Raw genomic sequence first — 20,056 nt, 5'->3', positions numbered from 1 at the left:
GGCGGCCCGCACGTACGACGAAAGCGAAACCCACCATGAATCTCGGCGTCCGCTGGAAACTGCACGGCGACGGACGCACCCCGGCCCCCGGCGCGGTGGTCCGGCCCAACGAGCGGCTGTCCTGGCCGCGTACGTTCGGACTGGGCGCCCAGCACGTGGTCGCGATGTTCGGCGCGTCCTTCGTGGCGCCGGTCCTCATGGGCCTGGACCCCAACCTCGCGATCATGATGTCGGGCGTCGCGACGATCGTGTTCCTGCTGGCCACCCGTGGCCGGGTGCCCAGCTATCTGGGCTGCTCGCTGTCCTTCGTGGGCGTGGCGGCGGTGATCCGCGCCCAGGGCGGCACCAGCGCCACCGTGACCGGCGCGGTGTTCGTGGTCGGCGCGGCGCTGTTCCTGATCGGTCTGGCCGTGCAGCGGTTCGGGGCGCGGATCATCCACGCCACGATGCCGCCGATCGTCACCGGCGCGGTCGTGATGCTGATCGGCTTCAACCTCGCCCCGGTCACCGCCTCCACCTACTGGCCGCAGGACCAGTGGACGGCACTGCTGGTGATGCTGTTCACCGGTCTGGCCGTCGTCTGTCTGCGTGGTTTCTGGTCCCGGATCGCGATCTTCCTGGGCCTGCTCCTCGGGTACGGCATCTCCTGGGCGTTCGACCGGATCTTCGGCCGGATCCACTCCGTGGACGGCGCCGGCAAGGTCACCGACCACTGGCGACTGGACTTCTCGGCCGTGTCGAAGGCCGACTGGATCGGTCTGCCGGATCTGCACGGGCCGACGTTCCAGTGGTCGGCGATCCTGGTCGCGCTGCCGGTCGTGATCGCCCTGGTCGCCGAGAACGCCGGGCACGTGAAGGCGGTCGGCGAGATGACCGGCGACAACCTCGACGGCAAGCTGGGCACCGCGATCTCCGCCGACGGCGTCGCCTCCATGCTCTCCACCGCGGTGGGCGGTCCGCCGAACACCACCTACTCCGAGAACATCGGCGTGATGGCCGCGACCCGCGTCTACTCCACCGCCGCCTACTGGGCGGCCGCCGGCTTCGCCCTGCTCTTCGGGCTGTGCCCCAAGTTCGGCGCGGTCGTCGCCGCGATCCCGGGCGGCGTCCTCGGCGGCATCACCGTCATCCTCTACGGCATGATCGGCCTGCTGGGCGCCCAGATCTGGATCAACGCCGAGGTGGACCTGCGCAATCCGCTGAACCTGGTGCCGGCCGCCGCGGGCATCATCATCGGCGTCGGCGACGTCACCCTGGAGTTCGGCGACACCTTCTCGCTCAGCGGCATCGCGCTCGGCACCCTCGTCGTCATCACCGGCTACCACACGCTGCGGGCCTTCGCCCCGGCCCACATGAAGACGCAGGAGCCGCTGCTCGACGAGGGCACCTCCAGCTACGACGAGGGCTCTCAGAGCGCCAAGTCGTAGGCGTACGACGCCGTGAAGGTGCCGGGCTCCCCCCTGCAGCCGTCCGACTCCCCCGGCAGCTTCACCCACAGATAGGCGTCGATCCGCGCCTCGCCCGTGCTCAGGGTCGGCGTCCTGCCCAGCGTGCGGCCCGCCGGGTCGCACCACTCCCCGTCGGGCGGGGCGCCGTTGCCGTTGCGGCTGGTGTCGATCACGGCGCCGAGGCCCGGCGGACCGCCGAGGGCGTCCAGCACCCGGCGGTCGTAGGCGATCTCGTCGGCCGTGAGGTGGAAGTTGGAGACGTTGCTGAAGACCCCGTCGGAGGACTCGGCCGAGGCGGCGCCGGCCTGCCGCAGCAGGGCCGCCTGCTGCTCCGCGGTACGCCAGCCGGAGTGGCCCGCGTCGTAGTACACGCGCGCGTTCGGGTTGGCGTCCTTCAGGACACGGCCCGCGCGCGCGAGCGAGGCGAAACGCTCGGCGCGCTCGCCCCCGGACAGGCACTCGGACTGCGCGACCGCGTCGGGCTCCAGGATCACGATCACCTCGCCGGACCCCAGTCCGGCCGCGAAGGCGTCGATCCAGGCGTCGTAGGAGGCCAGGTCGGGAGCCCCGCCCTCGGAGTACCCGCCGCAGTCGCGGTCCGGTATCGCGTACGGCACGACGACCGGCACCCGGCCCTGCGCGGCCCCGCCCGCGGTGACGGCCGCGACCCGGGAGGTGATGGTCTGCGGGGTGTAGTCGGCGAACCACACCGCGGCCGGATGGCCGGCTATACGCGACTCGATCACCGCCCGGCGCGAGTCGCCGGGGTTGCTGCGGACCCAGTCGAGCACCTGGGAGTCGGGGTGACGGTACAGCCGGGTGGACACGGGCGCGCTCACCGGCCGGCTCGTGGTCCGGGCCGGTGCGGGCGCCCTGGTCGTCTCCTTCCTCGGCGCGGCCTTCTTCGAGGGGCTCGGCGAGGGGGACGGACTCGGCGACGCCGGGACGGAGGCGGACGGCGAGGGGACGACCGGCGGCGCCACGAAGGGCGAGCCGGTCGCCTCCGCCGGACGCGCCTCGTCCAGGCCCCGTCGGTCGTCGACGGCGGACAGCAGGCCGGTGACGGTACCGACGGCCACCACCACCGAGGCCGCCGCCGCGACGGTGTTGCGGCGCGCGGCGCGCTTTCGGTCGGCCCGGCGCGTGGCCAGCCGGCGGGCACGTGAGCCTGCCACTTGCGTTCTTCCCCCTCTCGCGCGGCGGGTGCGTTCCCCCGTTCTGGGGAAGCGTCGGGCCCGCCGGGCCTGCGGGCAGCCCAGGACTGGGACCCTGCCACCATGGCGCAGTTGGAACAGTTCACCACACCCCTCGACGCGGTCGTCTCCCGGATGCGCGCACTGGGCGCCGCTCTGCCCGAGCGGGACGGGGTCGCCGTCTTCAACCGTGTCTATCTGGCCGTCACCGAGGAGGTCGGGCGGCAGCTGGACGCGGGGCGTTTCCCCGACCCGGGAGCCGCGATCACGCTGGACGTACGGTTCGCGGAGCGGTACCTGTCGGCCGTGGACGCGGCTGCGGGCGGGAGCCGTCCGCCCGCCTGCTGGCGGCCGCTGTTCCAGTTCCGCCGCCATCCCGGTGTACGCCCGCTGCAGTTCGCGCTCGCGGGCATCAACGCGCACATCGGCCACGATCTCGCGCTGGCGGTGGTGGACGCCTGCCGTAGCCTCGGCTGCGAACCCGCCGAGCTGGAGGACGAGTTCGACCGGGTGGGCGACCTCCTCACGACGCTGGAGGAGCGCATCCGCGAAGATCTGATGCCGGGTCCCGACCTGCTCCAGATCGCCGACCCCATCACGCATCTGCTCGGCGCCTGGAGCCTGGAGCGTGCCCGGGACGCCACCTGGGCCGCGGCGCGTGCGCTGTGGGCGCTGCGGCGGCTGCCCGAGCTGGCCGAGGAGTTCACCGAGCGTCTCGACGCGGCCGTGGGGCTGGCGGGGCGGATGATGCTCACACCCCTGCCGGGCTGAGCCAGCCCGGGGAATGGAGAAGGCGCGGGCCGCCGGAGTCGGGATCCGGCGGCCCGCGCCTTTGTCGTCGGGCCCGGTCAGTCCTCGGGCAGCTCGACCGGGGCGATCTCGTCGTAGACGTCGCCCGGGCCGGGGTTGGTCCCGTCGGTCTGTCCGCCGAGGTGGTGCATGACGCCCCACACCGCGTTCAGCGCGGTCTGGATCGCGCCCTCGGCCCAGCCGGCCGTCCAGGAGATGTCGTCGCCGGCGAGGAAGATGCCGCGCTTGTCCTCGGGCAGCCGGTCCTGCATGAAGTGCGTGAACAGACGGCGCTGGTAGCGGTAGTGGCCCGGCAGGTTGGCCTTGAACGCGCCCATGAAGTAGGGCTCGTTCTCCCAGGACACGGTCACCGGGTTGCCGATGATGTGCTTGCGGATGTCGACCTTCGGGTAGATCTCGCCGAGCGACTTCAGCATGACCTCCATCCGCTCGTTCGCGGACAGCGGCAGCCACTTCAGGCTGTCGTCGCACCAGGTGTACGACAGGCAGATCACGGCCGGCTTGTCCGGGCCGTCGTCCAGCAGGTAGGTGCCGCGGGTCATGCGGTCGGTGAGCGTCATCGACATGACGTCCCGGCCGGTCTCCTCGTCCTTGTCCAGCCAGAACGGCCGGTCCACCGGTACGAAGAGCTTGCTGGACTCCATGTAGTGGGTGCGCTCGATCGCCGTCCAGTGGTCGATCGGGAAGAGCGAGTCGTCGCAGGCGATCTTGGAGAGCAGCATCCAGGACTGGGCGGTGAAGATCGCCGCCTTGAAGGTGCGGATGTCGCCGTTCGCGTCCGTGACGGTGATCTGGTTGCCCGCGGTGCGGTGCAGCCGGGTCACGGCCGGCTTGGGCGTGCCGTTCTCGTGCAGCGTGGCGAGCGAGGTGCCGTACGCCCAGTGGACGATCTTCTCCGGCTCGCGCTCCCACAGGCGCTCGGGCAGCTGCTGGGAGCCGCCGACGATGCCGCGGTGGTGGTCGTCGGCCTCGGTGTAGACGACGCGGAGGATCTCCAGGATGGAGTTGGGGAAGTCGGTGTCCCAGCCGCCGGTGCCGAAGCCGACCTGGCCGAAGATCTCGCGGTGCCGGAAGGACTTGAACGCCTCGGAGTCGCACAGGAAGCCGTAGAAGGTCTGGTTGTCCAGCTTCTCGACGAGCTGCGCCCAGATCTCGCGGATGCGCGGCACGTCCCGCTCGCGCATCGCGCGGTTCATGTCGGAGAAGTCGGCGCCCTCTTCGAGGCAGCGGTTCCAGGCGTCGGCGACGTCACGGTAGACCTGCGGCAGGTCGTCGACCGTCTCGGCGTAGTGCGACTCGCCCTTGAGGTCGACCACGGTCGAGGGGGTCGCCTCGGCCAGCGGGTTCGGGAAGGGCCGGGTCTGAAGACCCACCAGGTCGATGTAGTGCTGGAGGGCGGTGGAGGACGGCGGGAAGCGCATCGCGCCCAGCTCGCAGTTGAGCGAGTCGTCGCAGCCGTCGAATCCGACCGTGCGCAGCCGGCCGCCGATCCGGTCGGCCTCGTAGACGACGGGCTTGAGGCCCATCTTCATCAGCTCGTACGCGGCGACGATGCCGGACAGACCGCCGCCGATGACGGCGACCTCGGCGCCGTGCTCGGTCGCGGGTATCTGGCCCAGGCCCGCCGGATGCGCGAGGAAGTCGTCGTAGGCGTACGGGAAGTCCGGGCCGAACATGGTGATCGGCGGCTGCTGCTCGTCGGCGTGCTCGACGGCGTTGGGCACGGTGGACGTCATGGGGTACGGACTCCTTGCGCGGAACGAAACTGGGGGGAGGCTCGGGGAGCGGCTCAGACGAGGGACCCGTAGAGGCCGGGGCGGCGGTCCTTCAGATACGGGTTGTTCTCGCGCGAGGCGGCGAGGAAGACGGGGTCGGCATCGGCGATGACGAGCTGCTCGTCACGGCCGGCGCGGGTGCGGGCGACCCCGTCGGGGCCGGCCAGGACGGACAGGCCGACGAACTCGAACTCGCCCTCGGGACCGACCCGGTTGACGTACGCGACGTACATCTGGTTCTCGAAGGCCCGCACCGGCACGACCGACTCGGCGACGAACTGGAAGGGGTGCATCTGCGCGGTCGGCACCAGCAGAAGGTCGGTGCCGGCCAGGGCGTGGGCGCGGACGTTCTCCGGGAACTCCACGTCGTAGCAGATCATCAGACCGACGGTGAGGCCGTCCAGCCGGGCCTGGACGACGGGGGTGTCGCCCGGGGTGAAGTGGTCGCGCTCGAAGCAGCCGAAGAGGTGGGTCTTGCGGTAGTTCGCCGCGCGGGCGCCGTCCGCGGAGATCAGCTGGACGGAGTTGAAGACGGTGTCGCCGTCGCGCTCCGGGTAGCCGTAGGCGATCGCGAGGCCGTGGCGGGCGGCCAGCTCGGCGATCGCGTCGGCGGCCTCGCCGTCGGCGGGCTCGGCGAGCCGGGCGATGTCGTCGCCGATCGCGTAGCCGGTCAGGAACATCTCCGCCGTGACGAGCAGCCCGGCACCCGCGGCGGCGGCCCGGCCCGCGGCCTCGTCGAGGACCTTCAGGTTCTCGACGGTGGAGCCGGGCCGGCCGGAGCTCTGGAGCAGGGCGGTGCGCATGCGTGTTCCTCACCGGGGACGGTCGGATGTGGGGGCCTCGTGACCGCCTCGGCGGATGCGTGCGGGGGCCACTTAGAAGGTACGGGCGGGCGGCCGGGCCGGACAAGGAGAAGCCGTTGCGTCCCCGTGCGCGGTTCGTTGCGTCCGTCCGGCGTCCGGCGGCGATTCGTTGCGCCCCGGGTCGTACGTCTTCTCCCCCGCCCGGCGGAGAGGCAGAGCCCTCTGCGGTGCGATGTGCCGCGGGGGCGGGGCCGCGAGAGTAGGGGGCGTCCCGTTCACCTGCGAGAACAACCGAGAAGGACCGTCATGAACCGTCGTACGAAGACCGCTGTCCTGGGTGCCGCTCTGCTCCTGACGGCGGCGGGGGCCGCGGCCGCCGCCTCGGGCACCGAGGGGTCCTCGAAGGTCTCCGCGTCCGGCACCGGGCGGTCCCCGGAGGCTGCCGCGTCGGCCGGGCAGCGTGCCCGGGAGGCCGCCGCGCTCACCGGCTCGGCGAAGCTGTACCGCTCGGGCGGGGACGACATCACCTTCACCTTCGACGCGCACCTCGCGGCGAAGCACCGCACCGACCCGACGAAGGCCACCGGCACGTTCGAGTTCAGCCACTACGTGGGCGGCGAGGGCGGCTGGGCGAAGGTGCGGGTGGACTGCCTGGTCACAGGCGGCGAGGTGGCCGTGGTCTCGGGCGTCGTCACCGGCTCCGACCTGCCGGGCGTCAAGGGCAAGCGGCTCGGTGTCACCGTCCACGACCGCGGCCGGGACGACCGGCTCGGCTACAGCTGGGCGACGACCGAGGGCATGGGACCGAAGAACCTCCCGAAGTGCGTGAGCTCGGCGCCCTTCGAGAAGGTGGAGAAGGGCACGGGCGACTTCACGGTCCTGCCGTGGAACCCCCCGCTGTAGGAGGACGCATCGGCACCGGGGAGGAGAGCCCTCTCCCCCGGACGGCTCCCGAGGTCCGCCGGACGCAGGAGGCCGGGCGGGGCCGGGACGCGCGAGACTCCGGACGGAAGCCGCCCGCCGAAAGGTGCCCGCCATGGACTTTGCCGAGATCCTCGCCCTGCCCCACGTCGACACGCACACGGCCGTCGTGACCGCCGGGCCGGACGCCGTGCGGCGCGCGCTGGTCGAGGTGCTGGACACGTCCTTCTCGGGGCGCGGCGCGGCGGGCTTCGCGCGGCTGGTGGGCTGTGCCGACCGCGGGGCCGGCGGGCCCCGGCCGCTCGCGGAGGGCTCGGCCGTCGTCGGCTTCCGGGTCGCCGCGGCCGAGCCGGACCGCGGGCTCGCCCTGGTCGGACGCCACCGTTTCTCGTCGTACGCCCTGGTGTTCCGGCTCGATACGGCCGGTACGGGGCGGACCCGGGTGCAGGCGCAGACACGGGCCCGCTTCCCGGGGCCGGCGGGGGCCGTCTACCGGGGCCTGGTCATCGGCACGGGCGGCCACCGGATCGCCGTACAGCGCATGCTGTCGGCCGTGCGGCGGCGGGCCGAGGGGGGACGGCCGGGCCGGTCAGGCCGGTGAGCCGGAGGAGAAGCGCCGCAGCAGCGGCGACAGCACCAGCACCGACTTGGTGCGTTCCACGAACGGCTCCCCCGCGATGCGCTCCAGGACCCGCTCGAAGTGCCGCATGTCGGAGGCGAAGACCTGGGCGACCGCGTCCGCCTCACCGGTGACGGTGGAGGCGGCCACGACCTCCTGGTAGCGCTCCAGGCCCCGCTGGATGGTCTCCGGCGAGGTGTTGCGGCGGCAGTAGATCTCGACGAACCCCTCGGTCTCCCAGCCGAGCGCCGCCGGATCCACCCGTACGGTGAAGCCGGTGATGGCGCCGGTGGCGCGCAGCCGGTCCACGCGCCGCTTCACGGCGGGCGCGGACAGGCCGACGAGCTGCCCGATGTCCGCGTAGGAGCGGCGGGCGTCCTCGGCGAGGGCGTGCACGATGCGTTCGTCGAGATCGTTCAGCACTGCGGGTGGTTCACTTCACTTCGGCGACGGACGCCTCAGGCGTCGCGAGACGGGAACGGCGAATGCCGTAGAGGAAGTAGAACACGAGTCCCGCGGCCATCCAGCACCCGAAGACCACCCAGGTCACGGTGTCGAGGCTGAACATGTTCCAGGCGCAGAACAGGAAGCCCAGCACCGGCAGCACCGGGCCGAACGGCACCTTGAAGGTGCGCTCCAGGTCGGGCCGCCGGTAGCGGAGCACGACGACCGCGATGTTGACCAGGGCGAAGGCGAACAGCGTGCCGATGCTGGTGGCGTCGACGAGCTTGCCGAGCGGGATCATCGCCGCGAGCACACCGCAGAAGAGGGAGACGAGGACGGTGTTCAGCCGCGGGGTGCCGGTCCTGGCGTCGATCTTGCCGAGCGCCTTGGGCACCAGGCCGTCGCGGGACATCGCGAAGAGGATGCGGGTCTGGCCGTAGAGCACGGTGAGCACCACGCTCGCGATGGAGATGACCGCGCCGAGCGCGAGCAGCGTGCCCCAGAAGGTCTGGCCGCTGACGTCGTTCATGATCGCGGCGAGGGACGCCTCGGAGCCCTCGAACTTCGTCCAGTGCCAGGCGCCGACGGCGACGCCCGCGACCAGCACGTACAGCGCGGTGACGATGATCAGCGACAGCATGATCGCCCGCGGCAGGTCCTTCTTGGGGTTCTTGGCCTCCTCACCGGCGGTGGAGGCGGCGTCGAAGCCGATGTAGGAGAAGAACAGCGTGGCACCGGCGGCGCTGACCCCGGCCATGCCGAGCGGCATGAAGTCCCGGTAGTTGCCGGACTTGAAGCCCATGAAGCCGACCGCGCAGAACAGCACGAGGGCGACGATCTTCACCGCGACCATGATCGTGTTGGCGCGGGCGGACTCCCGCACACCGCCGAGCAGGAACACCATCGCGAGCAGGACGACGATCAGCGCGGGCAGGTTGACGACGCCGCCCTCACCGGGCGCCGAGGACAGTGCGGCCGGGATGGTGACACCGATGGTGCCGTCGAGCAGTTCGTCGAGGTACTCGCCCCAGCCGACGGCGACGGCGGCCACCGACACGCCGTACTCCAGCACCAGGCACCAGCCGCAGACCCAGGCGACGAGTTCGCCCATGGTTGCGTACGCGTATGAGTACGAGGATCCGGCGACCGGGATCGAGCCGGCCAGTTCGGCGTAGGACAGGGCCGAGAACAGCGCGGTCAGACCGGCGATGACGAAGGCCAGGGTGACGGCCGGGCCGGCCTCGGGGACGGCGTCGCCGAGAACCACGAAGATGCCCGTGCCCAGGGTGGCACCGATGCTGATCATGGTGAGCTGCCACAGCCCGAGGGAGCGCTTGAGTGAGCCTCCCTCACCCTGACCACCCTCCGCGACCAGGTTCTCCACGGGCTTGCGGCGCAGCAGACGCGCGCCGAGGCCCGGGACTCCGGGGGCAGATTCTCTGGGGTACTGCGGGGGTGCGCCTTGGTCGAGCACGCGCGGCTCCTTATCGCTGCCGATCAGGGGACGGGGATACGGCGAAGCCCCGTCCCGCGGGGTCCGCCGATCGAGCGGAGATCCCCGCCACACCTCGTACAGCCCAGCACCCTATGAGCCAGGGCATTGCTGCCGTAATGCAGCAACCTTGCGCGTGGCCGCAAGATCGTTGCGTTCATGGCAGACGGGTGGGCATTCGTTGCACGGCGGCTTTCGAGTGTTGCGTACGGGGGCTTTCGGGCGTTGTGTCCCGCACCTACGACGACGGCCCCCGCCATGAGGCGGGGGCCGTCGGAGAATGCGTCGGTGCGTCAGCTCCAGCTGGCGTGCAGGGGCTTGCCCTCGGCGTAGCCGGCGGCGCTCTGGATGCCGACGACGGCCTTGGCGGCGAACTCCTCCAGGGAGTCGGCGCCGGCGTAGGTGCACGAGGAGCGGACGCCCGCGATGATCGAGTCGACCAGGTCCTCGACACCCGGCCGGGCCGGGTCGAGGAACATGCGGGAGGTGGAGATGCCCTCCTCGAACAGCGCCTTGCGGGCACGGTCGTACGAGGACTCCTCGGAGGTGCGGTTGCGCACGGCACGGGCGGAGGCCATGCCGAAGGACTCCTTGTAGGCGCGGCCCTGGGCGTCGTGCTGGAGGTCGCCCGGGGACTCGTAGGTGCCCGCGAACCAGGAGCCGACCATGACGTTGGACGCGCCCGCGGCGAGTGCCATCGCCACGTCGCGCGGGTGCCGGACACCGCCGTCGGCCCAGACGTGCTTGCCGTACTTCTTCGCCTCGGCGGCGCACTCCAGCACCGCGGAGAACTGCGGTCGGCCCACGCCGGTCATCATGCGGGTGGTGCACATGGCGCCGGGGCCGACACCGACCTTGATGATGTCCGCGCCGGCGTCGATGAGGTCCTTGACGCCCTCGGCGGAGACGATGTTGCCCGCCACGATCGGCACGTCCGGGTCGAGCGCGCGCACCACCTGGACGGCGCTGATCATCGACTCCTGGTGGCCGTGCGCGGTGTCGATGACGAGCGTGTCCACGCCCGCGTCGAGCAGCTGCTTGGCCTTGCCGGCCACATCGCCGTTGATGCCGACGGCGGCGGCGACGCGCAGCCGGCCCTTGTCGTCGACGGCGGGCGTGTACAGAGTGGCCCGCAGGGCGCCCTTGCGGGTCAGGATGCCGGCGAGACGGCCGTCCTTGTCGACGGCCGGGGCGTAGCGGCGGTTGTGCTGGTCGAGGGTGTTGAACGCCTCGCGCGGGTCGATGTCCGCGTCGAGCAGCAGCAGGTCCTTGGACATGACGACCTCGAGCTGCGTGAAGCGGTCCACGCCGGCGAGGTCCTGGTCGGTGACCACGCCCACCGGCCTGCGCTCCTCGTCGACGACCACACCGGCGTTGTGCGCGCGCTTGGGCAGCAGCGCCAGCGCGTCGGCGACGGTCTGGTGCGGGGCCAGCACGATCGGGGTGTCCAGCACCAGGTGACGGCCCTTGACCCAGGAGATGACGTCGGTGACGACCTCGATCGGGATGTCCTGCGGGATGACCACGAGGCCGCCGCGCCGGGCCACCGTCTCGGCCATGCGGCGGCCGGCGATGGCGGTCATGTTGGCGACGACGAGCGGGATCGTGGTGCCCGTGCCGTCCGGCGAGCTGAGGTCCACACCCTGCCGGGAGCCGACCGCGCTGCGGCTCGGCACCATGAACACGTCGTCGTACGTCAGGTCGTACGAGGGCTGGATGTCGTTGAGGAAACGCACGTGCTGCACATCCCAGTCGATCAGAGGTGGCCCCCGGACAGGTCAGCCAGGGGGAAAGAGCACGTACTTCATTGTCCCACGACGGCCGGAACGCCGTGCACGGTCGGTTCCTCCAGGCTACGCAGGGTGCGCTAGGAGGATTCTCCAAGGGCGAGGGCCGCGGTGAGCGCGGAGGCGTGCGCGAACACCTCGCGGGCGGTCTCCCGCTCGCCGGGGCGTGCGGACGGTGTACTCGTGGTGATCACCCCGCTCGTGCGCGGGCGGCAGCCGCTCGAAGTTCCCGGAGACCGCGCCGTCCCTGTCGTACGGGAAGGGCCCGCCGCGGTCGACGAGGTCCAGCGTGTCGCGGGCCTCGCCGGGCAGGTCCGCCGCCCGTACGACGGCCGTGTCCCCGGCCCGGGACGGGGCGCCGGCGGGGGTGTTCGCGCCGGGGCACCCCCGACGAGCAGGGCGAGCAGACACAGCGGCATCCGGGGACGAACCGCAGCAGCACGCCGCCGGTGCCGTCACGGCCGTCCCCGGATCACACTCCGTCAGACCCCGTCCGGGTCGGTCCGGTTGAGCGCGGGCCTGGGCGTCGGGCCCGCCGTCATCAGGTAGTCGGCCGCGGAGGTGTCCGTCACCAGGGAGGTGACGAGCCCGGACCGCAGCACGGCGTCGATCGCGGCCGCCTTGCGCTGCCCGCCCGCGATCGCGACGACCTCGGGGATACGGCGGAGCTGGTCGGCCTTGACCGTGATGCACCGCTCCCCCAGGTCCCGCCCGACCCGGCGGCCCTGGGAGTCGAAGAGGTGCGCGGACATCTCGGCGGCGACACCGAGCGAGGCGTAGTGCGCCCGCTCCTCGTCGCTGAGCATGTCGTGCACCGTGGAGATGCCCGGTTCCCAGGAGCCGATGGACACACAGGCGACCGTGACCTTGTCGAAGTACTCGAAGGCCCGGGCGATACCCGTCTGGTGCCGCAGCGCGGTCGCGGTGGCCGCGTCCGGCAGCAGCATCGGCGCGTAGATGGGATGGGCGTCCCCGCCGGAGACCTGCGCGGCACGCCGCACGGCCTCCACCGAGCCGCGTTCGGCGGTCCCGGCGTCGTACACACCCGTCAGCTGCACCACCGTGCACGGCGGCAGCCGGTCCAGCGCCGCCGCCATGTGGATGGTGGACCGGCCCCAGGCCAGCCCCAGGACGTCCCCCTCGTTGACGAGCTCGCCGAGCAGGTCGGCGGCGACCTCGCCGAGATTCTCGGGATCGGGGGTCTCCTCCGCCTCGGCCGGGGACTCGACCACGACGGCATGCCTCAGGCCGTACCGGGCGCGGAGCGCGTCGGAGCGCTCGGCGTCCAGTTCGGCCGGCACACGGATCTCGATGCGTACGAGGTCCCGCTCGAGAGCGGTCTCCAGGACCCGGGCCACCTTGAAGCGGCTGACGCCGAACTCCTCGGCGATCTGGATCTTGGATTTGCCCTCGAGGTAGAAGCGGCGGGCCATGGCCGCCGCCTGCACCAGCTCTGCGGGTCCCATCCGCATGGCTGACCGGCCCGCCGACATACCCGACACGGCGATCTCCTCACTGCTGTTCACACTCTGGATTCGCCGTTCATCCTTGCAGATCCGGCGCGGCCTATCCGCCCTGATGGGCGCCGTTCACGTTCCTGACGCTCAGTGGTCGCACGCCCACGACGCCCTGGCGGTCGCCGATTCCGCCCGGGCACGCAGCGCGCGGACCGCTTCCGCCGGGTCCTCGGCCCCGTAGACCGCGGATCCCGCCACGAAGACGTCCGCGCCGGCGTCGGCGCACCGTTCGATGGTCGACGCCGAGACCCCGCCGTCGACCTGGAGCCAGAGCTCCAGCCCGTGCTTGCTGATCAACTCGCGGGTGCGGCGAATCTTGGGGAGCATGATGTCCAGGAAAGCCTGGCCGCCGAAACCCGGTTCGACCGTCATGATCAGCAGCATGTCGAGCTCGGGCAGCAGGTCCTCGTACGGCTCGACGGGCGTCGCCGGCTTCAGCGCCATCGAGGCGCGGGCGCCCTTGGCCCGGATCTCCCGGGCGAGCCGCACCGGGGCGGCGGCCGCCTCGACGTGGAAGGTGACGGAAGAGGCACCCGCTTCCACGTACTGAGGGGCCCACCGATCGGGAGCCTCGATCATCAGATGGCAGTCCAGCGGGGTGTCCGTCGCACGGGCCAGGGACTCTACGACCGGCACGCCGAGCGTGAGGTTCGGGACGAAATGGTTGTCCATGACGTCGACGTGGAGCCAGTCGGCTCCGTCCACCGCCCTGGCCTCGTCCGCGAGGCGGGCGAAGTCGGCGGACAGGATGCTGGGGTTGATCTGCGCGGCCATGACCCAAGCCTGCCATGCCCTGCGGGGGTTGGCCGCATCGGTCTCGGGTGCTGGGCTGTGCACGGCGGAAGCGAGCCGCACTGGGGGTGGCCATGAGTAACCGGGGCATCGCACATCTCGTCTGCGGACGGCGGGCCAAGTGGGTCGTCCTCGTCCTGTGGCTGATCCTGCTGTTCCTGACCGCGCCCTTCGCGCAGAAGCTCACCGACGCCCAGGACAACGACGCGGCCTCCTGGCTGCCCGGCTCCGCGGAGTCGACCCAGGTGCTCCAGGCGTCCGAGGACTTCCGGCCCGAGCAGATCCCGGCGGTCGTGATCTACGCCCGGGACGGCGGCCTGACGGTCCAGGACCGGGCCGAGATCCAGCAGGACGTGCAGCAGCTCAAGCAGCTCACCGACCACGGCATCATCGGCGACCAGACACGGGGACCGGTCTTCGACCGGGCGGCGGATCCGCAGGCCGCCCAGGTCCAGGTGCCGATCACCATGGACGAGAAGGGCTGGGAGCGCATCGCGCCCGCGGTCGACTCCATCCGGGACGTGACGGGCGAGAGCCACGGCGGCCTGGCCGTGCACATCACCGGGCCCGGCGGCACGTCCGCGGACTTCTCCGAGGCTTTCGAGGGCATCGACTCCACGCTGCTGCTGTCGGCGATGGCCGTCGTGATCGTGATGCTGCTGATCACCTACCGCAGCCCGACCCTGCTGCTGGTGCCGCTGCTCGGGGTGATCGCCGCGCTGTTCACCGCCCAGGCGCTCATCTACTTCCTCGCCGAACACGCGGGTCTGACGGTGAACGGCCAGAGCGCCGGCATCCTCACGGTGCTCGTGTTCGGCGCGGGCACGGACTACGCGCTGCTGCTCGTGGCCCGATACCGCGAGGAGCTGCGCCGGCACGAGGACCGGCACGAGGCGATGGCGCTGGCCCTGCACCGGGCGGGCCCGGCGGTGATCGCCTCCGGCGCCACGGTCGTCCTGAGCATGCTGGTGCTGCTGGCGGCGGAGATGAACTCCACCCGGGGCCTCGGACCGGTCGCCGCGATCGGTGTGGCGGTCGCGCTGGTGGCGATGATGACGCTGTTCCCCGCCCTGCTGGTGATCTTCGGCCGGTGGATCTTCTGGCCGGCGATCCCCCACCTGGGCGCCCCGAACCCGCACGAGCGGGGGCTGTGGGCCCGGATGGGCCGGCGTATCTCCGACCGGCCGCGCATGGTGTGGGCCGTCACCGCGGTGGTCCTCGCGATCTGCTCGCTGGGCCTGATCCAGCTGCGCGCGGAGGGCATCTCCAACGCGGACGCGTTCACCGGGAAACCCGACTCGATCACCGGCCAGGAGATCTCGGCCGAGTACTTCCCGGCGGGCAGCGGCGATCCGCTCGTCGTCATCACCGACCAGGAGCAGGCCCGGGAGGTGGGCCGGGTCGTCGCCGGGACCGAGGGCGTCGTGCCGACCTCGCTCCAGCTGCCGCCGGGCACACAGCCGGTGGTCGACGGGAGGGTGATGTTCGAGGCGACCATGACCGCCCCGGCCGACAGCGAGGCCGCGAAGCAGACGGTGGAGCGGGTGCGGGACGCCGTGCACGCGGTGCCCGACGCCGACGCGCAGGTGGGCGGCGGTACGGCGGCCCTGCTCGACATGGACGAGGCCACCACGCACGACAACCTGCTGATCATCCCGCTCGTGCTGCTCGTGGTGCTGCTGATCCTGTGCGTCCTGCTGCGCGCCCTGACCGCCCCGCTGCTGCTGATCGGAACGGTGATCCTGTCCTTCACCGCGGCGCTCGGCATCAGCGCGCTCGCGTTCCGGTACGTCTTCGACTACGCGGGCGAGTCGACGGACTTCCCGCTGTTCGTCTTCGTGTTCCTGGTCGCGCTGGGCATCGACTACAACATCTTCCTCACCACACGGATCCGCGAGGAGGCCGCCCGGCAGGGCACCCGGCAGGGCGTGATCACCGGCCTCGCGGCCACCGGGGCGGTCATCACCTCGGCGGGCCTGGTGCTGGCCGGCACCTTCGCGGCCCTGGGCACCCTGCCGATGGTCGCCTTCGCGGAGATCGGCTTCACGGTCGCCCTCGGCGTGCTGATCGACACCTTCATCGTCCGGTCGGTGCTGGTGACGGCCCTGTTCATGGACGTGGGTCCGAAGGTGTGGTGGCCGCACAGCCTGTCGAGGGCGGCGCAGGACGGTGCCGCCGGCGTGCGGGAGAGCGGGCGAGAGCCCACGGCGGCCCGCACCGGCACGGCGGCCGAGGCCCCTACGCGGTCCGACGAATGACGGCCAGGTACATCGCGTCGGTGCCGTGCACATGCGGCCACAGCTGCACGTCCGGCCCCTCGCCCAGCTCCGGGACACCCGGCAGCAGGGGCCGGGCGTCGACCAGCTCGGTGTCCGGGAACTGCTTGAGCACGTCGGCGACCACGGCCCGGGTCTCGGCGAGATGCGGCGAGCAGGTGGCGTAGCCGACGACCCCGCCGACCCGCACCGACTCCAGCGCGGTGCGCAGCAGGGCGCGCTGGAGCGGCCCGAAGCCCTCCAGATCCTCCGGGCGGCGCCGCCAGCGCGCCTCGGGACGGCGGCGCAGGGCGCCGAGGCCGGTGCAGGGCACGTCCATCAGCACCCGGTCGAAGGTGCCGGGCCGCCACGGCGGCCGCGTGCCGTCGGCGGCGATCACCTGGTAGGGGCCGGGGTTGCCGGCGAGGGCCTTGGCGACCAGGCCCGCACGGTGCGGCTGCTTCTCGCTCGCGAGCAGCACGGCACCGCGCTCGGCCGCGAGGGCGGCGAGCAGGGCGGCCTTGCCGCCGGGGCCCGCGCAGCCGTCCAGCCATTTCCCGTCGGGGCCGTCCAGCGGGGCGTTCGCCAGGGCGAGCGCGACGAGCTGGCTGCCCTCGTCCTGCACACCGGCGCGGCCCTCCCGCACGGCGTCGACGGCTCCGGGCTCGCCGCCCTCCGTGAGCCGCACGGCGTACGGCGACCAGCGCCCGGGCACCGCCGCCTCCTCGCCCAGCAGTTCCTCGGCCGTGGACCGGCCGGGCCGGGCGACCAGGGTCACCTCGGGCCGCTCGTTGTCGGCGGCCAGCAGCTCCTCGATGCCGGCGCGCCCGCCGCCGAGCGAGTCCCACAGCGCGGAGACGACCCAGCGGGGGTGCGAGTGGACGACGGCCAGATGGTCCTCGGGGTCCTCGTCGTAGGGCGGTGCGACCTTGGCGAGCCAGCCGTCCAGGTCGTTCTGCGCGATCTTGCGCAGCACCGCGTTGACGAACTTGGCCCGGCCGTCGCCGAGCACCACACGGGCGAGCTCGACGGTGGCGGACACGGCCGCGTGGGTGGGGATCCGGGTGCCGAGCAGCTGGTGCGCGCCGAGGCTGAGCACGTCCAGGACGGGCGGGTCGACCTCCCTGAGCGGCCTGTCCACGCACTCCGCGATGATCGCGTCGTACGTCCCCTGCCGGCGCAGCGTGCCGTACACCAGCTCGGTGGCCAGCGCCGCGTCCCGTCCGTCGAACTTCTCGGGCCCCTCCTTCTCCCGCGCCTTGCGCAGCAGCGGCGGCAGCACGAGGTTGGCGTACGCGTCCCGCTCGTCCACGGCACGCAGCGCGTCGAAGGCGAGGATGCGGACGGGGTCCTTCTTCGGCCGCCGGTAGGACTTGCCGGCGGTACGGGGCCGACGGGGGGTGTCGCTCACGAAAAGGTGCTCCGGATCTCGGTATACGGTCTGCGACCAGCGTACGTCGGGGGCGGGCACGGCCGAGCCGCGAGGCCCGGGCCCGTCCCCGCCCCGCTCGCGGGTCAGGAGCCGAGCGTCTCCCCCGGGGCGATGCGCACGCCCCGGGCCCAGTCGGCGGCCTTCATCGGCTTCTTGCCCTGCGCCTGCACCCACAGCAGCTCCACGGCGTGGCTGCCGGTGCCGGCGTGGACGCTGTTCTTGCCGACGGCGAGGTGGCCGGGGGCGAGGTCGGCGACGGCGGGCGTGAGGGCGACCTGGATGAGCTTGAGGCGCTCGCCGCGGAAGGTCGTCCAGGCGCCGGGAGCGGGCGTGCAGCCCCGCACGACCCGGTCGACGCGCAGCGCGGGGGCGGCCCAGTCGACGTGCGCCATCTCGACGGTGATCTTCGGCGCCTGGGTGATGCCGTCGGCGGGCTGCGGTACGGCCTTCAGGGTGCCGTCCTCGATGCCGTCCATGGTCGCGGCGAGCAGTCCGGCGCCCGCGAAGGCGAGCCGGGTCAGCAGGTCGCCGCTGGTGTCGGTGGGCCTGACCGTCTCGGTGACGGTGCCGTAGACCGGGCCGGAGTCCAGGCCCTCCTCGATCAGAAAGGTGGACGCGCCGGTGATCTCGTCGCCGGCCATGAGGGCGTGCTGCACGGGCGCGGCCCCGCGCCAGGCGGGCAGCAGCGAGAAGTGCAGGTTGACCCAGCCGTGGGCGGGGACGTCGAGGGCCACGCGGGGCAGCAGGGCGCCGTAGGCGACGACCGGGCAGCAGTCGGGGGCGATCTCGCGCAGCCGCTCCAGGAACTCCGGGTCGCGCGGCTTCACCGGCTTGAGCACCTCGATGCCGGCCTCCTCCGCCCGCTCGGCGACGGGGCTCGCGACCAGCCTGCGGCCCCGCCCGGCCGGCGCGTCGGGGCGCGTGACGACGGCGGCCACCTCGTGCCGCCCGGAGGCGATCAGGGCGTCCAGGGCGGGAACAGCGACCTCGGGGGTACCGGCGAAGACGAGCTTCATGGGTGGGTTCGGGCCTCTCGGGCGGGGGTCGGACGGGCAACGCACAAGTCTATGACGCGACATGCCGAGCCCCACCGGCGTCCTCGGCCTCGACGGCGCACGGCACCCCGGCGACACCCCCGGCCACGACGGCCGACGCGCTCTCGGACCACGAGCCACGACTCCCCGGACCCGTCGGCACACAGAGACCGGACGATCCCCGCCCCACCGCAGCACCCCGGCCGACGGCTCCCCGACCACCACGACAGCCGCTGCCGACGCCCACCACCACGACAGCCCACCGGCGCCCCCGGCCACGACGGCCGACGCGCTCTCAGACCGCTGCCGGACCACGACCCACGACTCCCCCGGACCCGCCGGCACACAGAGACCCGCCCCACCGCCACACCCCGACCACCACGACAGCCACCGACGACGCCCACCACCACGACAGCCCACCGCCACACCCCGGCCACGACGGCCGACGCGCTCTCAGACCGCTGCCGGACCACGACCCACGACTCCCCCGGACCCGCCGGCACACAGAGACCCGCCCCACCGCCACACCTCGGCCACCACGACAGCCACCGACGACGTCCTCGGCCCGTCGCACCCCGGCCGACGGCTCCCCGGGCCCGACGGCACGCGAAGCCGGGCCGCGCGCCCGGCCTCCGGAACATGCCTCAGCCGCCCCTCCTCAGGCCCGACGGCGACCGCTGCCGACGCCCACCACCACGACAGCCCGCAGCAGCTCACCGGCGCCCTCGGCCGCGGGCGGCGTGCGAAGGCCCGGCGGGCACTCGGTCCGGACGGCGCGGGGCGGCCCTGCGACGGGCCCCGGCGGGCCCCGTGGAGCGCTCGGGTCCCGGAAAGCACGGCGCCCGGGTCCGAGGCCGTGCGACCGGCACGGTGGCGACCGGCACGGTGGCGTCCCGGGGGCCGGCGGCAGGCCGGTACCGCCAGGGTCCTCGGCCCCGGTCCGGGGCCGCGCGGGGGCGGCGCGCGCGGGTGGGCGGGCGGCGTACGCATATGCCCGTACGCCCCCAGCCCGTGACCAGCGGAGCACACACGCGTTGGTCAAGAAAGAGTTGACCACAACGGGCCGCTCAGGCGGCCCGGCCCCTTCTCCTCAACGCCGGTTCGAGAGGTCTGTTCATGGCCGACCACGCAACCCACGACGCCCAGGCTCGGGCCAGCCTGCAACTGCTGGTGCGGGACATCGAGCGGGTCCGCCGGCAGGTGGACGCACTGCGCACGCTCACCGCCCAGCTCGGCAACGTCTACCGCCCGCGCCGCTCCGGCCCCTCCACGGGCTTCGTCGTCTACGGACGCGCCCCCGCCCCCACGGTCCGCCTCGCCCAGGAGCTGCGGGACAGTGTCGAGACCCTGGTCACGGCCGCGGTCGACTTCGACCGCTCGCTCGGCTTCTCCTGGGACGCGGTGGGTTCCGCTCTCGGCGTCACCAAGCAGGCGGTGCACCGCCGTTACGGCTCCCGCCGTGCCGCGGCCCAGACGTCCGCCGAGGCCGAGCCGGAGCCGACGGGCACCCGGACGATCAACGTCACCGCCGGCCTTCCCGCCGTGCCGACGGTCCCCGCGGCCCGCTCCATGCCGACCCAGCCCACCGCGGGCAGTCCGGCCCTCCGCGACGATCCCCGGCCCCCGGCCTTCCCCGCTCCCCGCAACGGCTGAGCGCCCGGCTCTCCGCGACTGCCCTCCCGGCGCACCCCGCCGGGAGGGCAGTCGCATGCGGAGACTCCGTCCCCGGGGACG

Annotated in this window: 17 protein-coding genes; 6 read left to right on the top strand and 11 right to left on the bottom strand. The window is 72.6% G+C overall.

Features of this window, described 5'->3' with window-relative positions; genetic code table 11:
* Nucleotides 1-35 precede the first annotated feature (35 nt).
* Nucleotides 36-1,427 (top strand): uracil-xanthine permease family protein, encoded by a 1,392-nt coding sequence (locus tag ACIQGV_RS28045; protein ID WP_402498953.1) that lies wholly within the window; start codon nucleotides 36-38, stop codon nucleotides 1,425-1,427.
* Here ACIQGV_RS28045 and ACIQGV_RS28040 read toward each other — a convergent pair.
* Nucleotides 1,409-2,599 carry a glycoside hydrolase family 6 protein gene (locus ACIQGV_RS28040; RefSeq protein ID WP_402499095.1) on the bottom strand — a complete coding sequence of 397 codons (1,191 nt, stop codon included), beginning with the start codon at nucleotides 2,597-2,599 and terminating at the stop codon, nucleotides 1,409-1,411. The two genes, ACIQGV_RS28045 and ACIQGV_RS28040, sit on opposite strands and share 19 nt — an antisense overlap.
* 126 nt (nucleotides 2,600-2,725) lie before the next feature.
* On the opposite strand from ACIQGV_RS28040, the gene ACIQGV_RS28035 reads away from it, so the two are divergent.
* Complete coding sequence (locus tag ACIQGV_RS28035; RefSeq protein ID WP_402498951.1) at nucleotides 2,726-3,412, top strand: DUF5995 family protein; 687 nt, start codon at nucleotides 2,726-2,728, stop codon at nucleotides 3,410-3,412.
* 77 nt (nucleotides 3,413-3,489) lie between these two features.
* On the opposite strand, the gene ACIQGV_RS28030 is transcribed toward ACIQGV_RS28035, so the two are convergent.
* Both ACIQGV_RS28030 and ACIQGV_RS28025 read right to left on the bottom strand, forming a co-directional pair.
* Complete coding sequence (locus tag ACIQGV_RS28030; protein ID WP_402498949.1) at nucleotides 3,490-5,187, bottom strand: flavin monoamine oxidase family protein; 1,698 nt, start codon at nucleotides 5,185-5,187, stop codon at nucleotides 3,490-3,492.
* Nucleotides 5,188-5,240: 53 nt separating this feature from the next.
* A complete protein-coding gene (locus ACIQGV_RS28025) occupies nucleotides 5,241-6,029 on the bottom strand; it encodes a carbon-nitrogen hydrolase family protein (protein WP_402498947.1) in 789 nt (262 codons plus the stop codon).
* A 306-nt stretch (nucleotides 6,030-6,335) separates the two neighbouring features.
* Between ACIQGV_RS28025 and ACIQGV_RS28020 the strand changes: the two genes are divergently transcribed.
* Nucleotides 6,336-6,932, top strand: a complete 597-nt coding sequence (locus tag ACIQGV_RS28020) for a Repetin (protein ID WP_402498945.1) — start codon at nucleotides 6,336-6,338, stop codon at nucleotides 6,930-6,932.
* Between the two features lie 133 nt (nucleotides 6,933-7,065).
* On the top strand, nucleotides 7,066-7,551 hold the full coding sequence (locus tag ACIQGV_RS28015; RefSeq protein WP_402498942.1) for a hypothetical protein: 486 nt from the start codon (nucleotides 7,066-7,068) through the stop codon (nucleotides 7,549-7,551).
* Here the strand turns inward: ACIQGV_RS28015 and ACIQGV_RS28010 are convergent.
* The 6 genes from ACIQGV_RS28010 to rpe all read right to left on the bottom strand — a co-directional run bounded on the left by ACIQGV_RS28010 (nucleotide 7,540) and on the right by rpe (nucleotide 13,583).
* Nucleotides 7,540-7,992: an Lrp/AsnC family transcriptional regulator gene (locus ACIQGV_RS28010; protein WP_240119564.1), complete on the bottom strand. Its 453-nt coding sequence runs from the start codon at nucleotides 7,990-7,992 to the stop codon at nucleotides 7,540-7,542. The two genes, ACIQGV_RS28015 and ACIQGV_RS28010, sit on opposite strands and share 12 nt — an antisense overlap.
* A gap of 10 nt (nucleotides 7,993-8,002) precedes the next feature.
* The gene (locus ACIQGV_RS28005) at nucleotides 8,003-9,487 is read right to left on the bottom strand and encodes an amino acid permease (protein ID WP_402498939.1); all 1,485 of its coding nucleotides are present in this window, start codon (nucleotides 9,485-9,487) and stop codon (nucleotides 8,003-8,005) included.
* Between the two features lie 311 nt (nucleotides 9,488-9,798).
* On the bottom strand, nucleotides 9,799-11,241 hold the full coding sequence (locus tag ACIQGV_RS28000) for a GuaB1 family IMP dehydrogenase-related protein (protein ID WP_402499092.1): 1,443 nt from the start codon (nucleotides 11,239-11,241) through the stop codon (nucleotides 9,799-9,801).
* Nucleotides 11,242-11,358: 117 nt separating this feature from the next.
* Complete coding sequence (locus ACIQGV_RS27995; RefSeq protein WP_402498937.1) at nucleotides 11,359-11,703, bottom strand: ribonuclease domain-containing protein; 345 nt, start codon at nucleotides 11,701-11,703, stop codon at nucleotides 11,359-11,361.
* Nucleotides 11,704-11,774: 71 nt separating this feature from the next.
* Nucleotides 11,775-12,818, bottom strand: a complete 1,044-nt coding sequence (locus ACIQGV_RS27990) for a sugar-binding transcriptional regulator (protein WP_402498934.1) — start codon at nucleotides 12,816-12,818, stop codon at nucleotides 11,775-11,777.
* Nucleotides 12,819-12,896: 78 nt separating this feature from the next.
* Nucleotides 12,897-13,583, bottom strand: a complete 687-nt coding sequence (rpe, locus tag ACIQGV_RS27985; RefSeq protein ID WP_402498931.1) for a ribulose-phosphate 3-epimerase — start codon at nucleotides 13,581-13,583, stop codon at nucleotides 12,897-12,899.
* Between the two features lie 92 nt (nucleotides 13,584-13,675).
* Between rpe and ACIQGV_RS27980 the strand changes: the two genes are divergently transcribed.
* Nucleotides 13,676-15,859: an MMPL family transporter gene (locus ACIQGV_RS27980; protein WP_402498928.1), complete on the top strand. Its 2,184-nt coding sequence runs from the start codon at nucleotides 13,676-13,678 to the stop codon at nucleotides 15,857-15,859.
* On the opposite strand, the gene ACIQGV_RS27975 is transcribed toward ACIQGV_RS27980, so the two are convergent.
* Together ACIQGV_RS27975 and fmt are read right to left on the bottom strand one after the other, a co-directional pair.
* Nucleotides 15,840-17,267 carry an RsmB/NOP family class I SAM-dependent RNA methyltransferase gene (locus ACIQGV_RS27975; protein WP_402498926.1) on the bottom strand — a complete coding sequence of 476 codons (1,428 nt, stop codon included), beginning with the start codon at nucleotides 17,265-17,267 and terminating at the stop codon, nucleotides 15,840-15,842. The genes ACIQGV_RS27980 and ACIQGV_RS27975 overlap by 20 nt on opposite strands.
* 104 nt (nucleotides 17,268-17,371) lie before the next feature.
* Complete coding sequence (gene fmt, locus ACIQGV_RS27970; protein WP_402498924.1) at nucleotides 17,372-18,304, bottom strand: methionyl-tRNA formyltransferase; 933 nt, start codon at nucleotides 18,302-18,304, stop codon at nucleotides 17,372-17,374.
* A gap of 1,134 nt (nucleotides 18,305-19,438) precedes the next feature.
* Between fmt and ACIQGV_RS27965 the strand changes: the two genes are divergently transcribed.
* Nucleotides 19,439-19,975, top strand: coding sequence for a hypothetical protein (locus tag ACIQGV_RS27965; protein ID WP_402498921.1), 537 nt, complete (start codon nucleotides 19,439-19,441; stop codon nucleotides 19,973-19,975).
* Nucleotides 19,976-20,056: the final 81 nt, after the last annotated feature.

The organism is Streptomyces sp. NPDC093094 (assembly GCF_044754345.1).
Classification (GTDB): Bacteria; Actinomycetota; Actinomycetes; order Streptomycetales; family Streptomycetaceae; genus Streptomyces.
Note: the sequence above shows the minus strand (reverse complement) of the source record. Positions and strands in the feature narration are given on the sequence as shown.